Raw genomic sequence first — 13,737 nt, 5'->3', positions numbered from 1 at the left:
TTCCCCTCAGGAGAATCGCATGTCGTTTCCGCAGGACGCACTGGGGCACGAGGAGGACCTGATCCTGCATCGGCACCCGCACTGGAAGATGCTCGTGCTGCCGGTGCTGACGTTCCTCGTCGCGACACTTCTCGCGGGCTTCCTCGTGGGTCTGATCGGACGGTCGCTGGAGTCCACGGCGCGGTCCGCCGCGCTGATCGCCGTCGCGGTGGTGTGGCTCGGGCTGATCGCCTGGCGCACCGCTGTCCCCGTACTGCGGTGGCGGTCCACACATTTCGTCGTGACCGACCGACGCGTCCTCGTCCGCCAGGGTGTGCTGTCGCACTCGGGCATCGACATCCCGGTACGCCGGGTGTCCAACGTGCAGTTCCGTCACGGTCTTCTCGATCGGCTCCTGAAGACCGGCACCCTGGTGATCGTGGCGAGCTCCGACGACCCCCTCGAGTTCGACGACATCCCCGACGTCGAGCGGGTCCACTCCCTGCTGTACCACCAGGTCTTCGACTCCCAGAATCACGGCTGGGACGACGGAGACGATCTCGGTCCGGCGCGCACTACGTAGGGTGGTCCGGTGACCGAAGTCCTGCTCGCCGAAGACGATGAAGCCATCGCGACCCCGCTGTCCCGCGCACTCGGACGAGAGGGGTACACGGTGACGGTCGAGCAGACCGGTCCGGCAGCGCTCGCGCGCGCCCTGGAAGGCTCGTTCGATCTCCTGATCCTCGATCTCGGGCTCCCCGGGATGGACGGCCTCGAGGTGTGCCGGCAGATCCGCGCCACCAGGTCCGACCTCGCCGTCCTGATGCTCACCGCACGCACCGACGAGGTCGACTTCGTCGTCGGTCTCGACGCGGGAGCCGACGACTACGTGAGCAAGCCCTTCCGCGTCGCCGAGCTCATGGCGCGGGTCCGGGCCCTGCTCCGGCGCCGCGGCGCGGCCTCCGAGGACGGCACCATCGAGGTGGGCGGCCTGCGCCTCGAACCCGCCGCACGGCGCGTCCTGCTCGACGGCCACGAGATCCCCCTGGCCAACAAGGAGTACGAACTTCTCAAGATCCTGCTCGACCATGCCGGTCAGGTGGTCTCGCGCGAGACCATTCTGCGCGAGGTGTGGGGCGACGCCGAGCTGCGCGGCTCGAAGACGCTGGACATGCACATGTCCTGGCTGCGCCGCAAGATCGGCGACGAGGGCTCGGTGGCCGAACGACGCATCGCGACCGTGCGCGGCGTCGGCTTCCGGATCAACACGGACTGACCGGGCCACCGCATGAGGCGTCGGATCCTGCAGTCGATCCTCGCGGTCGTCATCCTCACCGGCATGCTGCTCGGCATCCCGTTGACCTACACCGCCTGGCTGTGGGTCGAGGACTTCACTCGCGGCGACCTGCGCACCCGGCTCGAGCGCATGGCGTCCGAGATCATCGATCAGGAGGGCGGGGACGGCCGCGTGGACGGCGGCCTCGACACCGCCTCGCTGCGTCTCGTCGTGCCCATGGGCGGGCGCCTCGTCGTCGTCTACCCCACCCCCGAGAACCCGGCGTCCCGGATGGACATCGGCGCACCGTCCGTCGAGGATCCGATCGAGGAGTCCCTCTCGATGGGCACCTCCGGGTCGCTGCTCCTCGAAGTGCCGTCCGACGAGATGCGCACCGCCCAGAAGCAGGCCGTCGGCGCGGTGGCGCTCGTCGTCCTGGCCTCGATCGCGGCCGGCACCGTCGTCGCCGTCCTCACGTCCCGTCGACTCTCCACGCCCCTGCAGCACGTCGCGGGGCGGGCCGCCCGGCTGGCCGAGGGCGATTTCCGCAAGGACCCCACCCGCCACGGCATTCCCGAACTCGACCGGGTGTCCGACGTGCTGGACTCCGCATCGGTGGAGATCGTGGGGCGCCTGCAACGCGAACACTCCCTCGTCGCGGACGTCTCCCACCAGTTGCGCAGCCGTCTCACCGCGGTGCGCCTGCGTCTCGACGAGCTGTCCGGACACCCCGATCCCGAGGTGGTCACCGAGGCCAACGAGGCGATGGCCCAGGTGGACCGGCTCACCACCGCGATCGACGACCTCGTGCGGTCGTCCCGCAGTGACGGCGCGGCCGACGCCTCGACCGTGCGCGTGCGCGGCGAACTCGAACCCGTCATCGACGACTGGCGCGGGCCGTTCGCCGATGCCGGGCGCGACCTCGAGCTGCGCGGCGACTCGTCGGTCACCGCCCTGGTCACGGGTTCCCGGCTCCGCGAGGCGGTGTCGGTGCTGCTGCACAACGCGCTGGACCACGGCGGCGGGCGCTGCGTCGTCACGGTGCGCCCTCGTGGGGGAGTCGCGTGCACCCGCGCAGGACGGACCACGGCCGCCCGTGGTCGTGGAGGTCTCCGACGAGGGAACCGGCGTCAGCGACGAACTCGCGCCGCACATCTTCGACCGCGGTTTCTCCGGCGCCGGATCCACCGGGGTGGGCCTCGCCCTCGCCCGCGCGCTGGTCGAGGCGGACGGGGGACGACTCGAACTGCAGCGCCGACGTCCCGCGCTCTTCGCGGTGTTCCTGCCCGCGGCACGCGTGGACCAGGTGATCCCGGCCGGGATGTCCGAACCGCGCTGACCGGCTCGGCTCACCTAGGCTCGCGACGTGACTGCGCCCGACTTCTATTCCGAACTGCGGACTCTGCGACTCGAGCGGGTGCTCGACGCCGGGGTGGAGATCATCGCCGACCGCGGGTGGGACGGCCTGAGCATGACCGAGGTCGCGAAGCGTTCCGGGGTGCCCCGGCAGAGCCTCTACAAGGAGGTGGGCACCAAGGACGACCTCGGTCGCGCCGTCGTGGACCGCGAGGTCGAGCGATTCCTGGAGCAGGTGCGCACCGGGCTGGCAGCACATCCCGACAGCTTCGAGGACGGCATCTCCGCTGCTGTTCGGGGCGTGCTCGAACACGGTCGGGCCAATGTCGCTCTCGCAGCCGTTCTGCGGCCGGGGCACGATTCGGGTCTGCTCGCCCTGGTCACGGTCCACCCCGACGCCGTGTTGGGCCACGCGAACAGTGCCGTCGGTGCGTTGGTGGGCGAGAGAGCGCCGGACGCGTTGGTGGACTGCGTGGTTCGACTGACGCTGAGCCATCTGGTGCAACCGTCCGTGGACGTGGACGAGGCGGTGGATCGCATCGACCGGGTGGTCCGCGGGTTCGCCTGAGCGGACTCGGCTCGGTCCCACCGGCCCGGCGCACTACAGGTCGAGCACCAGCTTCGACGAGAGCGATCGCGAGACACACATCATGACCGTGTCCCCGCGTTCGCGTTCGCGACGCGACAGCACGGAGTCGCGGTGGTCGGGAGTGCCGCTCAGGACGTCGGCCTCGCACGTCCCGCAGATGCCTTCCATGCACGACCCGATGACGTCGGCGCCGGCCTTCTCGACGGCGTCGAAGATCGACGTGCCGTCGGGCACGGTGACGGTCACCCCCGAGCGCGCGCACTCGACCTCGAACGAGTCGAGCGCGTCGTCGGGTGCCTCGACGGTCTCGGCCGCGAAACGCTCCAGGTGCAGGCTCCCGTCCGGCCACGCCGCGCACGCGTTCTCCACGGCATCGAGGAGCGGGCCGGGCCCGCAGCAGTAGATCAGGGTCTCGGGCCGGGGCTCACCCAGCACGGTGTCGAGATCGACACGCTCGCCGCGTTCGTCCTTGGCCCAGACCGTCACGCGGTCGTCGCCGTCGAACTCGTCGAGGAACGCCATGGACGAACGAGATCGACCGGTGTACACCAGGTTCCACTCGGCGCCGTCGGCTCGGGCAGCGGCGATCATGGCGCGGATCGGTGTGATGCCGATGCCGCCGGCGATGAAGAGGTAGCTCGGTGCGGGATCGAGTGCGAAGTGGTTGAGCGGCCCTCGTGCTCGCAGAGTGGCTCCCTCCGGCAGGTGGTCGTGCACGTGCGCCGAGCCGCCGCGGCCGTCCGGCTCGCGCAGGACCGCGATCGTCCACGAGGACTCGTCGGCGGTGTCTCCACAGAGTGAGTAGTGCCTGACCAGGTCGGGGCGCAGCATCAGTTCGACGTGCGCGCCGGGCGTCCAGGACGGCAGCGATCCGCCGGCGGCATCGGTGAGGACGAGTTCGACGACGCCCTCCGCCGCGGTACGCCGGTGCGCGACCCGCACATCGAGCTGCGTCCGCTCTGCTCCGTCGCCGTCGCGGCGCTGCCGAGGGGTCGTGACGGTGGACGTGTCCACCACGGGAGCGGCGCCGGCGGCCTTCCTGTCGGTGCGGTAGGTGCCGTGCCGTCGACGCTCCCCGCCCTTCGGTGTCGTCGTCACCATCATGGAGCTGTAGCCACGAACGAAGTTGGACTGCACGCGCGTCGGCTCCGCGAGGACCTCGATGTCGTCGAAGCGCGTCAGCAGCTCCTCCCAGAGGATCCGCAGCTGCATCTCCGCGAGCCGACTTCCCATGCAGCGGTGGGTGCCGATGCCGAACGCGAGGTGATGCCGTGCGTTGCGCCGGTCGATCACGAAGCTGTCCGGGTCGTCGAACGTGCGCTCGTCGCGGTTGGCCGAGGCGTACCACATGACGACCTTGTCGCCCTCGCGGACGAACTGACCGTTCAGGACGGTGTCTCGAGTCGCGATGCGGCGCATGTAGGCGAGGGGCGTCTGCCACCGCAGGATCTCGTGGACCATCTTCGGTACCAGGCCCGGATCGGCGCGCAGGCGATCGAACTGCTCCGGGAACTGGTTCAGGGCCAGCAGTCCGCCCGTCATCGAATTGCGGGTGGTGTCGTTGCCGCCGACGACGAGCAGGACGATGTTGCCCAGGAACTCCATCGGGCGGTCGATCAGGTCCTTCGTGTCCTCGGAGAGCTGCATGAGGGTGATGAGGTCGTACCCGGGCTTCTCGCCGGCTGCGAGGCGCGCCGCCTTGTCGTGCCACAGCGCACTGAAACTGCGCGCTGCTTCCGCCGCGGCCCGATACGCCGCGTCCGTGTCGGTGGACCCGCCGGTGGCCGACGCGCTCGCGGCCACCAGATCGGTCCACTCGACCAACTTCCGACGTTCCTCGTACGGGAAGTCGAGCAGCGTCGCGAGCATCCGCGAGGTCAACTCGATGCTGACCCGGTCGACCCAGTCGAAGGGCTCGCCCACCGGGAGCTCGTCGAGGACCTCCGCGACCCGCGAGCGGATGAGACCCTCCATCTCCTCCAGATTCCGAGGTGCGACGACGCCTTGCACCGCGGCGCGCTGCTGATCGTGGCGCGGCGGGTCCATCGCGATGAACATCTCGATGTCGAGACCCTCCGGCGGTGTGCCCAGGATGATCTGCGGTTCCGCCGAGAACGTCTCGAAATCCCGGTCGACTGCGACGATGTCGTCGTAGCGCGTGACGGACCAGAACGGCCCGAACGCGCTGTCGGCCCGGAAGTGCACGGGCGACTCGTCTCGCAGTCTCCGGAAATAGGCCTCCCACGATCCCTGCCGCCACAGGAACGGGTTGCTGACATCGATCTCGGTCAGATCCAGCTCCGCCACGTCGGGGATCGCGGACTCACGGAAGTGTGGCTGCCCGTCGCTCACCACGAGCCTCTTCGCGCGCTGCCACAGATGCAGTCCCTGGATCTGACGCTCCATCGGGACCAGTGCCTGTGTTCTCGTGATGATCGTGTCGCGAACGCTCATGACGACTACCGCCTCGGTGCTGGGATGGTTCTGACGAGTGGGATGACAGAACTAAACCATGTGTATCCGAAGATGACAATAGTCGACGTATTGTCGCCGCTGAGCGGCAGCGCACCAGCGGGCCCGTCGCCGGGTGAGTGAGGAGAGGGGGGCCTGACGCGTCGCGTCAGCTGTGACCCATGAACTGCGTCTGCTCGTCGTCCGGGTCGACGTCGGGATCGAGATCGGGGTCCGGCTCGTCCTCGATCAGCGGATTCGCGATGATCCCGCGGCCGTTCTCGTCCGGGAACGCGAAGCGACGCAGTGCCCAGAATCGGAAGACCATCTGCAGCAGATTGCCGATGACGTAGTTGAGGACGAAGTCGATGATGATCAACGCGGTGAGGGTGGTCTGTCCCTCGCGGATGTCGAAGACGTTGTTCGCGATCCAGAGCGGAGCGGCGGCGAGGATGACGCCGATGCCACTGATGGTGAAGAACAACAGTGCCTCGTGATGACGCTCGCGGCCACCACGGTTCTTGAACGACCACTCGCGGTTGAGGATGTAGCTGAGAATCGTCGCCATCACGCCGGAGAAGATCTTGGCGACGACGGGCTTCGACTCGAGCACGGTGAGGCTCAGTGAGTAGAAGATCGCGAGGTCGAACACCATCGTGGTCGCGCCGACGATCGCGAACTTGATCAGTTCGGAGTGGCGGAGGGCGATGCTTCGGAACGGCTGCGGGATACCGGCAACCACACGGTCGATCAGAGGCACGGTGACCCACTTTACGAAGAGCAGTGACCAAACACTAATCGGACTCGTGACACGATGAGCGACGTGACAGCAGGAGACACCGTGAATTCGGACATCCCCCAGCAGACCCCGCGCACCGACCCGCCGCGGCAGCGCACCTCGTCCCTGCCCGTCGTCGCGATGGTCGGCGGAGGACAGCTCGCACGGATGACCCACCAGGCCGCGATCGAGCTGGGTCAGACCCTGCGCGTGCTCGCGGCCGGGGAGAACGATCCGGCGGCTCGGGTGAGCGCCGACGTGGTGCTCGGCGAGCACACCGATCTCGCGGCACTGCGTGCGGTCGCCGCCGGTGCCGACGCGCTGACGTTCGATCACGAACACGTCCCCACCGAGCATCTCGACGTCCTCGTCGCCGAGGGCGTCAACGTCCAGCCGCCTCCCGAGGCGCTGATCTTCGCGCAGGACAAGCTGCGGATGCGCGTTCGCCTGCGGGAACTGGGACTACCGGTACCGGATTTCACGGAGGTGGCCTCCGTCGAGGACGTCGTCACCTTCGGTGACGCCCACGACTGGCGCATCGTGATCAAGGCCGTGCGCGGCGGCTACGACGGTCGCGGCGTCTGGATGCCCGACGACGCCGACGAGGCGCGCACCGTGGTGTCCGACCAGCTCGCCGCCGGAGTGCCGCTGATGGCGGAACAGCGTGTCGACATGGCGCGCGAACTCTCGGCGATGGTCGCGCGGTCCCCGTTCGGGCAGGGAGCGACCTGGCCCGTCGTCGAGACCGTGCAGCGGTCCGGACAGTGCGCCGTCGTCATCGCACCCGCTCCCGGCCTGTCCGAGGACCTGGCTGCGGACGCCGAGCACATCGCGCTCCGCATCGCGTCCGAGCTGGGTGTGGTGGGAGTCATGGCCGTGGAGCTGTTCGAGAAGGTCGACGGCACCCTGTCGATCAACGAACTCGCCATGCGCCCGCACAACTCGGGCCACTGGACGCAGGACGGTGCCCGGACCTCGCAGTTCGAGCAGCACCTGCGCGCGGTACTCGACTATCCCCTCGGTGACTGCGCGCCTCTCGCGCCGGTGTCCGTCATGGCCAACGTCCTCGGCGCCGAGGAGCAGCCGTCCTCGACCATGGACGAGCGGGTGCATCACCTGTTCGCGCGGATGCCCGACGCCAAGGTGCACCTCTACGACAAGGGTGAGCGCAAGGACCGCAAGATCGGCCACGTCAACATCGTGGGCCCGCGGAACGGCTCCGCGTCCGATGCCGAGCACGTCGCCGAGGTCCGGGAGCGTGCCGAGCGTGCCGCGCACTGGCTCTCGCACGGCGTCTGGACCGACGGATGGGATCCGCATCATGGATGAGAACAGCAACAGCACGGCCGTCCGGGTCGGCATCATCATGGGCAGCGACTCGGACTGGCCGGTGATGGAGGCCGCCGCCCTGGCGGTCGCCGAGTTCGGCGTCCGCTTCGAGGTGGGCGTGGTCTCCGCGCACCGGACGCCGCAGCGCATGCTCGACTACGCGCGGGACGCGGCGGACCGCGGAATCGAGGTGATCATCGCCGGCGCCGGCGGTGCCGCTCACCTGCCGGGCATGGTGGCCTCCGCGACGCCGCTCCCCGTCATCGGTGTCCCGGTTCCCCTCAAGTACCTCGACGGGATGGACTCGCTCCTGTCGATCGTCCAGATGCCGGCGGGGGTGCCCGTCGCGACGGTCTCCATCGGCGGCGCACGCAACGCCGGTCTGCTCGCCGTGCGCATTCTCGGTGCCGCCGATCCGCAGCTGCGTGGACGGATGGCCGAGTTCCAGCGCGGACTCGAGCAGATGGTGCTGGACAAGGACGAGGCGCTGCGTCGCAGTCTGCTGGAATGACCGCGTCCGCGGACTCGGTCCGTCCTCTGCACCGCACGCCCGCTGCCCTGGCCGCGGTCGTCGTCGGCGGTGCCGCGGGGACGGGTGCCCGCTACTCGTTGGAGTCCTGGGTGCCGCACTCCGGAACGGGATGGCCGTGGGCCACGTTCCTGATCAACCTGAGCGGTGCGTTCGTCCTCGGTCTGCTGCTGGAAGCGTTGGCGCGCTCGGGACCGGACGTCGGGCGGCGTCGGTGGGTGCGCCTGGTGGCGGGCACCGGTTTCTGTGGCGCGTTCACGACCTACAGCACGTTCGCCCTCGAGACGGTCGAGCTCGTCCGGGACGGCGCACCGACGACTGCACTGACCTACGCCGCCGTCGGAGTCGTGGCGGGACTGATCTGTGCCTGGGCGGGCATCGTGACCGGTGGCACCCTCCATCGGAGGCCACGCACATGACGGTCGCCGCGGTGCTGCTCGCGGGTGCGCTCGGGGCGGTGGTCCGCTTCGTCGTCGACGGCGAGGTGACGGCTCGGTTCGGTCGGCCGTTCCCCCTGGGGACTCTGATCGTCAACGTCAGTGGGTCGTTCCTCCTCGGCATCCTGGCCGGGCTCGTGCTGTTCGCCGGCCGGCCCGCCGAGTGGCAGGCCGTCGCCGGCACCGGGTTCTGCGGCGGGTACACCACGTTCAGCACCGCGAGCGTGCAGACGGTCCGACTCGTGCAGGAGGGTCGGCACCGGGCGGCCGCGGCGAACGCGGGGACCACCGTGATCGCCTCCGTCCTGGCCTGCGCCGGTGGACTGGCTCTCGTGTGGGCGGCGTCGGGTGGGAGCTCGGTGTGACGTCCTCCGGTCCGCGGGGGTCGAGCCCGCTGCGACGGGTGTCGCGCGGCAGCATCCAGTCGCTCGTCGTGACGGCCACGGCGCTCACCTGGGCTCGTCTGTGGCGCTCGCGGATCTCGTACGACGCGTCGTCGAACTTGATCGTGTGCGAGGCGATGCGAGGCGGATACGCCCGCGGCGGAACGTGTTTCGGCGGAGCGTTCCTCACCGGACACGCGCTCGTCGATCCCCGTCGACGGCGGGCGATGCTGCGCCACGAGTCCGTGCACGCCGACCAGTGGGCCCGCCACGGGTTCTCGTTCGCGATCCGGTACCTGGTGGAGGAGATGCGCCGGCCGGGCGCCGCCAACCGCTTCGAGGTGGAGGCCGGACTCGGCGACGGGGGCTATCTCACTCGAGGACCGTCGTGACCTTCTCCGTGGCGACGCGGCGATCGAGTGCCGCCGGGTCCAGCGCGGTCACCTGAACCAGTGACGCGCCGGCCGCGAGCACCGCGACGAGACCGTCGAGCAGTCCGTCGGCGTCGTCCCACGACCCGGTCGCGAGAACCCGGTCCGTCGCCGACAGTCCGCGCGCTGCGGCGCGGCCCTGTGCATCGGTCAGGACGTCCTGGACGGAGCGACCCTCCAGGGCCGGACCGGCGCCGACGGGAACGAACTGATCGCCGTGCACGCGAACCGACGTCGCGTAGTCGGTGACTCCGAGGGGGAGGTCGTCGACGGGCCGACCGAACGGGTCGAGCGACAGTGCGGCCACCTCACCGGCGTCGGCGGTCTCCACACCCGAGGCGGTCACCAGGGCGACCGCCGCGTCCGGATCGGGCCGGAGAGTCACCTCGGCGCCGGCCCACCACGCGCCGAGCAGCACCGAGGCGGTCTGCCAGTGCGCGGGGAGCACGACGCTGACGACGTCGCCGGGCGACACACCGAGCTCGTCGCGGAGGAAGTTGGCCGTCTTCGCGGCCCAGTTGGCGAGAGTCAGCGCGGACAACTCGATACGCTCACCGGTCGAGTCGTCGTAGTAGGTGATGCGCGGTCCCGCCGCGTCCGCCGCGAGGATGGGTCCGAGAAGCGCGTCCGTGAGCGTCGTGCCACCTGAGGTCATCGACGACATTCTTCCGAACGGGCCCGATCAGTTGACGCACTGGGGGCCCGTGGACCCGGCGTCGATCGGGTCCGCGGCCGCGGGAGCCGGGGTGGCGGTGTCGCCTGCGGGCGAGACACCGGCCGGAAGTGAGCCCGCCGCCGCGGGAGCGGAGTAGTCGGAGGCCAGCACGACGCGCACGGTCCCGGACGGCAGCGAGTCGTCGGTCTCGGTCCGGTCGGTGCCCACCCGCGCGGCGACGGCCGCCGCGGCGTCACCGTCCGACGACGCGGCGTACACGGTGGTCCGGTCGACGCTCGCACCCTCGTTGTTGCCGACCTCGCCCGGAACGAAGCCCTCGCCCGACAGAGTGTCGGAGACCGAGGACGCCAGACCGTCGACGCCGCTGTCGTTCGCGACGTCCACGGTGACACTCGAGGCGTCGATGTCGGGAACGGAGGGTGTCGGCGTCACGCTCTCGGACGGCGCTGCGTCGCCGATGAGGCCGCGCACCCACGTCTGGACCTCGACGGGGTCGACCGCGACGATCGACTCGCCGTAATCGGTGACGCCGTTGATGTCCGCGACGGGAATGGTGTCGAAGGTGACCGCGCCGCCGGCGACGTCCTGCAACTTCGTGGCGAAGTCGAGGACGTCCCAGTCGTCGTCGATGGTGACGGAGCGCTGCACGGCCGACCCGAGCTGCCCCAACGTGCCGGGGTTGCTGAGCGTGCGGGCGCTGAGCACCTTGCGGACCAGCGACGCCATGAACACCTGCTGACGGACGATGCGGTCGAGATCGCCACGGGGGAGATCGTGGCGCTGGCGCACGAAGCTGAGGGCGTCGGCACCCGAGAGCGTCTGCTGCCCGGCCGCGAAGCGCGCGCCGGAGAGGGGCTCGTCGACCGGCGCGTTCAGACACACGTCGACGCCGCCGACGGCATCGGTGAGCAGGACGAAGCCGAGCAGCCCGACCTCGGCGTAGTGATCGACCGTCACGCCGGTGAGGCCCGCGACGGAGTCGATGAGCGCCTTGCGGCCCGCGAGCGTCGACTCGCTGTCGGCTTCGGCGTCGGGCACCCCGCTCTCGACGAGTTCGAGGCGCTTCTCCTCCTTGGTGGCTCCGTACGCGGCGTTGATCTTGCTGTCGCCGATGCCGGGCACGTTCACGTACGCGTCGCGCGGGATGGAGATCGCCGACGCGGACGATCCGTCGTTGGGAACGCGGATCAGAATGATGGTGTCGGTGTTGTTGGCCACCTCGTCGCCGGCGCGGAGCGAGTCGAGCTCGTTCTGCGAGAGCGCGTTGCCGTGCGCGTCGGTCCTGCTGTCGGTGCCCACGAGCAGGATGTCGACCGCACCGTCGGCCCCGTCGCCGAGATCGAGGTTCGACACCGTCGCGAGGTTGCTGCGCAGCGAGTCGATGCTCTGCCATGCCACACCCGTCACCAGCAACGCGCCGGCGGAGAACAGAGCGACGGCTATCCGGCCGGCGTTGGAGTGCCCCGGTGTCCGCGAGGGGCGGTGGCTGGTCGGAGGTCGACGCCCCCGGTCGGAGCGGGTGGAGGCGCGCCGCGCACCCGGTTCCGACTCGCGAGAATCGGGTCGCCGCTGCGCACCGCGCTGTGTCCGAGGTCTGTACGGATCGCGCGGTGTCCCGGGGCCCGTCACAGAATCCGTCACGATCCCCAGGCTAACGGCAGGGTCGCCGTGCTCCGCGCAACCCGCCACGGCGTGCCACACTCTGTCGCTGTGACCACCGACGCAGAGCAGAGTTCGGACAGGACGATCGTGGTGACCGGAGCCGGAGGTCAGCTCGGTCGCCGACTCGTCGACCGCGCGCGGGACGGGTACTGCGGGGCCCGCGTGCTCGGCTTCGGATCAGCCGACCTCGACATCACGGATCCGGAGTCGATCGCCGCCGCCGTGGTGCCGGGCACCGTGGTGATCAACTGCGCAGCGCACACGGCGGTCGACGCGGCGGAGACCGAGGAGGACCGCGCCGCACTGCTGAACGAGGTGGGACCGCGCCTGCTCGCCGAGCGGTGCGCCGAGGTCGGTGCAGGTCTCGTGCACGTCTCGACCGACTACGTGTTCGCCGGAGACGCGCGGACCCCGTACGAACCCGACGATCCCACCGCGCCGGCGACGGCCTACGGGCGCACCAAGCTGGCAGGGGAACGGGCGGTCCTGGAGGCGTTGCCGTCCGCGACGATCGTGCGGACCGCGTGGGTCTACACCGGCACCGGCTCCGACTTCGTCGCCACGATGCTCCGGCTCGAGGCCGAGCGGGAGACCCTCGACGTCGTGAACGACCAGGTGGGTTCGCCGACGTACTCGGGTGATCTCGCGGACGCGCTCCTCGAGGCGGCGACGTCGCCGCGAGCGCTGCCGCAAATTCTGCACGCCACCAACGCCGGCACGGCGTCCTGGTTCGATCTCGCTCGGGCGACCTTCGAGACCGTGGGCGCCGATCCCGACCGTGTTCACCCGTGCGGCAGTGATCGCTACGTGCGGCCGGCGCCGCGTCCCGCCTACTCGGTGCTCTCGCCCGCGGCCTGGAAGGGTGCCGGGCTGACCCCGCTGCGGCCCTGGCGCGACGCCCTGACGGCCGCGCTGGCGGCTCGGGCGGTCGCGGACCCGCCCGGAGCCGCCCAGTAGGGTGACCGGCGTGAGTGCCCCCCTGGCCGTCGTGACGGTGACCTATTCGCCCGGCGAGCACCTCGACGCATTCCTCGAGTCCCTGCGGGATGCGACGACGCGGCCGGTGTCGGTGATTCTCGCGGACAACGGGTCCACCGACGGCGCGCCCGAGGCGGCCGAGGCCGCATACGACAACGTCCGACTGCTGCGCACCGGAGCGAACATCGGCTACGGCGGCGCCGCCAATCGCGCTGTCGCCGAGGTGGATCCGGCCACCGAGTTCGTCATGGTCGTCAATCCCGACGTCCAGTTCGGCCCCGGGTCGATCGACGAGCTGCTGGCGGCCGCCGAACGGCATCCGCGGGCCGGGTCGCTCGGGCCCCTCATCCTCGAGCCGGACGGTTCGCGCTACCCGTCAGCCCGCCGCGTTCCCGATCTCACGTCCGGGTCGCTGCACGCACTGCTCGGTTCGGTGTGGCCGTCGAATCCGTGGACGCAGCGCTACCGGCAGGACAACGACGAGGTCAGCGAGCGGTCGGTCGGGTGGCTGTCCGGCTCGTGTCTGTTGCTGCGCCGTGCCGCGTTCGACTCGGTGGACGGGTTCGATTCCCGGTATTTCATGTACATGGAGGACGTCGATCTCGGAGATCGCCTCGGACGAGCGGGCTGGACCAACATCTACGTGCCCACGGCCGTCGTGACGCACGCCAAAGGTCATGCCGCGGGGCGTCATCCGGAGTCGATGCTGCCGGCGCACCACCGCAGCGCCTATCGCTTCCAAGCTGATAGACACCCGCGGAGATGGCAAGCTCCTCTCCGGTGGACGTTGCGCGCCGGACTGGCGTTGCGGTCCAGGGTGGTCGTGACTGCCGCACTGCGGCAACGCGACGACACGGTGGGGTCAGGTTCGAGCACGTGAGAA

General features: G+C 69.9%; 14 protein-coding genes and 1 pseudogene. 11 read left to right on the top strand and 4 right to left on the bottom strand.

Features of this window, described 5'->3' with window-relative positions; all coding sequences use genetic code 11:
• Nucleotides 1–19 precede the first annotated feature (19 nt).
• The 4 genes and pseudogenes from QE449_RS13705 (at nucleotide 20) to QE449_RS13690 (ending at nucleotide 3,179) form a co-directional block, all read left to right on the top strand.
• Nucleotides 20–562: a PH domain-containing protein gene (locus tag QE449_RS13705; RefSeq protein WP_222647010.1), complete on the top strand. Its 543-nt coding sequence runs from the start codon at nucleotides 20–22 to the stop codon at nucleotides 560–562.
• Nucleotides 563–571: 9 nt separating this feature from the next.
• Nucleotides 572–1,255, top strand: coding sequence for a response regulator transcription factor (locus tag QE449_RS13700; protein ID WP_222638688.1), 684 nt, complete (start codon nucleotides 572–574; stop codon nucleotides 1,253–1,255).
• A gap of 12 nt (nucleotides 1,256–1,267) precedes the next feature.
• Nucleotides 1,268–2,594: pseudogene (locus QE449_RS13695) on the top strand (ATP-binding protein).
• 27 nt (nucleotides 2,595–2,621) lie between these two features.
• Complete coding sequence (locus tag QE449_RS13690) at nucleotides 2,622–3,179, top strand: TetR family transcriptional regulator (protein WP_027506893.1); 558 nt, start codon at nucleotides 2,622–2,624, stop codon at nucleotides 3,177–3,179.
• 33 nt (nucleotides 3,180–3,212) lie between these two features.
• Here the strand turns inward: QE449_RS13690 and QE449_RS13685 are convergent, their stop codons facing one another.
• Together QE449_RS13685 and QE449_RS13680 are read right to left on the bottom strand one after the other, a co-directional pair.
• Nucleotides 3,213–5,654, bottom strand: a complete 2,442-nt coding sequence (locus QE449_RS13685; protein WP_307108965.1) for a cytochrome P450/oxidoreductase — start codon at nucleotides 5,652–5,654, stop codon at nucleotides 3,213–3,215.
• 166 nt (nucleotides 5,655–5,820) lie between these two features.
• Nucleotides 5,821–6,411 (bottom strand): GtrA family protein, encoded by a 591-nt coding sequence (locus tag QE449_RS13680; RefSeq protein ID WP_037186749.1) that lies wholly within the window; start codon nucleotides 6,409–6,411, stop codon nucleotides 5,821–5,823.
• A gap of 54 nt (nucleotides 6,412–6,465) precedes the next feature.
• Here QE449_RS13680 and QE449_RS13675 point away from each other — a divergent pair, with 54 nt between their 5' ends.
• The 5 genes from QE449_RS13675 to QE449_RS13655 are packed head-to-tail and all read left to right on the top strand — an operon-like array spanning nucleotide 6,466 to nucleotide 9,499.
• Nucleotides 6,466–7,758, top strand: a complete 1,293-nt coding sequence (locus tag QE449_RS13675) for a 5-(carboxyamino)imidazole ribonucleotide synthase (RefSeq protein WP_222650407.1) — start codon at nucleotides 6,466–6,468, stop codon at nucleotides 7,756–7,758.
• A complete protein-coding gene (purE, locus tag QE449_RS13670; protein ID WP_027506889.1) occupies nucleotides 7,751–8,269 on the top strand; it encodes a 5-(carboxyamino)imidazole ribonucleotide mutase in 519 nt (172 codons plus the stop codon). Before QE449_RS13675 ends, purE begins: the two co-directional genes overlap by 8 nt.
• Nucleotides 8,266–8,706, top strand: coding sequence for a fluoride efflux transporter CrcB (gene crcB, locus QE449_RS13665; protein WP_056447753.1), 441 nt, complete (start codon nucleotides 8,266–8,268; stop codon nucleotides 8,704–8,706). The genes purE and crcB (QE449_RS13665) overlap by 4 nt, the downstream gene beginning before the upstream one ends.
• The gene (gene crcB / locus QE449_RS13660) at nucleotides 8,703–9,089 is read left to right on the top strand and encodes a fluoride efflux transporter CrcB (protein ID WP_027506888.1); all 387 of its coding nucleotides are present in this window, start codon (nucleotides 8,703–8,705) and stop codon (nucleotides 9,087–9,089) included. Before crcB (QE449_RS13665) ends, crcB (QE449_RS13660) begins: the two co-directional genes overlap by 4 nt.
• A complete protein-coding gene (locus QE449_RS13655) occupies nucleotides 9,086–9,499 on the top strand; it encodes a hypothetical protein (RefSeq protein WP_231476447.1) in 414 nt (137 codons plus the stop codon). Before crcB (QE449_RS13660) ends, QE449_RS13655 begins: the two co-directional genes overlap by 4 nt.
• Here QE449_RS13655 and QE449_RS13650 read toward each other — a convergent pair.
• Both QE449_RS13650 and QE449_RS13645 read right to left on the bottom strand, forming a co-directional pair.
• Entirely contained in the window at nucleotides 9,480–10,193 is a 714-nt protein-coding gene (locus QE449_RS13650) for a TIGR03089 family protein (RefSeq protein WP_307108964.1), read from the bottom strand. The genes QE449_RS13655 and QE449_RS13650 overlap by 20 nt on opposite strands.
• A 27-nt stretch (nucleotides 10,194–10,220) precedes the next feature.
• Nucleotides 10,221–11,657: an LCP family protein gene (locus QE449_RS13645; RefSeq protein ID WP_307109727.1), complete on the bottom strand. Its 1,437-nt coding sequence runs from the start codon at nucleotides 11,655–11,657 to the stop codon at nucleotides 10,221–10,223.
• A 267-nt stretch (nucleotides 11,658–11,924) separates the two neighbouring features.
• Here QE449_RS13645 and rfbD point away from each other — a divergent pair, with 267 nt between their 5' ends.
• Together rfbD and QE449_RS13635 are read left to right on the top strand one after the other, a co-directional pair.
• On the top strand, nucleotides 11,925–12,833 hold the full coding sequence (gene rfbD / locus QE449_RS13640) for a dTDP-4-dehydrorhamnose reductase (RefSeq protein ID WP_307108963.1): 909 nt from the start codon (nucleotides 11,925–11,927) through the stop codon (nucleotides 12,831–12,833).
• Nucleotides 12,834–12,843: 10 nt separating this feature from the next.
• Nucleotides 12,844–13,734, top strand: a complete 891-nt coding sequence (locus QE449_RS13635) for a glycosyltransferase family 2 protein (RefSeq protein WP_307108962.1) — start codon at nucleotides 12,844–12,846, stop codon at nucleotides 13,732–13,734.
• The last annotated feature ends 3 nt before the right edge of the window (nucleotides 13,735–13,737 follow it).

The sequence above is a fragment of the Rhodococcus sp. SORGH_AS_0303 genome, assembly GCF_030819335.1.
Classification (GTDB): Bacteria; Actinomycetota; Actinomycetes; order Mycobacteriales; family Mycobacteriaceae; genus Rhodococcoides.
This window is presented reverse-complemented; position numbering and strand designations above follow the sequence as displayed.